The 1,036-nt window shown below is 69.7% G+C and carries 1 protein-coding gene; it reads right to left on the bottom strand.

Going from position 1 to position 1,036, the window contains the following annotated elements; genetic code table 11:
- On the bottom strand, positions 1 to 910 hold a 910-nt coding region (locus tag AB0F44_RS30420), incomplete at its 3' end, for an AMP-binding protein (RefSeq protein ID WP_357361121.1).
- Between the last annotated feature and the right edge of the window lie 126 nt (positions 911 to 1,036).

The following is a 1,036-nucleotide window of genomic DNA, read 5'->3' as shown; positions in this document are numbered from 1 at the left end:
GCACGGCGTGCAGGACCGTGACGCCGTGCCGGGCCATGGTGGCGCGCAGGCGGTCCGGGTCGCGTTCGTCGCCGGGGCGGGTGACGATCAGGGCACCGCCGGAGGTGAGGGGTGACCAGAACTCCCAGACCGAGAGGTCGAAGGTGGCAGGGGTCTTCAGCAGGACCCGGTCGGCGGTGGTCATGGTGAAGCGCTCGTGCAGCCAGCCGAGCTGGTTGACGATCGCGGCGTGCGGGACGGTGACGCCCTTGGGCACGCCCGTGGAACCCGAGGTGAAGATGATGTACGCGGGATGTTCGGGACGCAGCGGGGCGATCCGCTCGGCATCGGTCACCGGTTCCGCCGAGAGGTCACGCAGCGCGCGGTGATCCAGTTCGAAGACGGGAACGTCCACGGAGATCGGCAGTCCGTCGGTGGCGGTGGTGAGCACGCACAGCGGTGCCGCCGTGGTGACGATGTAGGCGATCCGGTCGACCGGATGGTCGGGGTCGATCGGCACATACGCGCCGCCCGCCCGCACGACGGCGTGCATGGCGATGACGAGGTCGATGCCCCGGCGCATGGCCAGTACGACGGTGCGCTCCGGCCCGACCCCCTCGGCGATCAGGAGCCTGGCGACCCGGTTGACCTGCGCGTCGAAGGTGGCGTAGTCCAGGGACTCACCGGTTTCGGCGTCTACCAGTGCGAGCGCGTCGGGGGTGCGGTGCGCTTGACGCGCACCGAGTTCGGCGAGCGTGGTGGACTCGACGGGACGGGCGGTGCCGTTCCATGTTTCGAGCAGCAGTTCCCGGTCGGCGCCGAGCAGGTCGAGGTCACCGACGGCGGTCCGCTCCCCGGTGCTGACGGATTCGAGGATCCGGCACAGCTGACCGGCGAAGCGTTCGGCGGCACCGCGGGGGTGGTCGACCACGACGCCGAATCCGAAACTCCCTGGCTGGCATCCGAATACATCCCCGGTCCCGCCTTGCAGGACATGATCGGCGAGTTCGGCCGTCTCAACCTGAACGGGCTGAAACTCCTGGCGACCGGTTTGGCG

It is taken from the genome of Nocardioides sp. NPDC023903, from assembly GCF_040639295.1.
Lineage (GTDB): Bacteria > Actinomycetota > Actinomycetes > Propionibacteriales > Nocardioidaceae > Nocardioides.
Note: the sequence above shows the minus strand (reverse complement) of the source record. Positions and strands in the feature narration are given on the sequence as shown.